The sequence below is a fragment of the Microseira wollei NIES-4236 genome (genome assembly GCF_020521235.1).
Classification (GTDB): Bacteria; Cyanobacteriota; Cyanobacteriia; order Cyanobacteriales; family Aerosakkonemataceae; genus Microseira; species Microseira wollei.
In genome coordinates this window covers 1-252 of record NZ_BLAY01000746.1, presented here as the reverse complement: position 1 = coordinate 252, position 252 = coordinate 1, and the positions used below count along the sequence as shown (strand labels likewise).

Annotated in this window: 1 protein-coding gene; it reads left to right on the top strand. The window is 45.6% G+C overall.

The features are described 5' to 3' along the window. Positions 1-182, top strand: a 182-nt coding sequence (locus MiSe_RS50425) for a hypothetical protein (RefSeq protein WP_226595144.1), incomplete at its 5' end; no start/stop codon positions are given. Between the last annotated feature and the right edge of the window lie 70 nt (positions 183-252).

Below are 252 nucleotides of genomic sequence, written 5' to 3'. Positions count from 1 at the left end.
CAGGGGTTGGAAGCAGCGCCATTCTGGCTGACGAAGCATGTCAATGGACAGACCTCTACCTTGGTTCTAATGTCGCAGTAATCACCGTGAATCAACTGTTGATTGTCTGGAACAATCCTATCGTTCAGTTAGAGTCGATAGAAGCCTTGCGACTTTTACCTCTCCTTCAGAACGGTACGTGATACTTTCGCATCATTCCGCTCCTTGATAATTCCATCCTTGTTATGGATACGATTCAAGACTAACTATCGG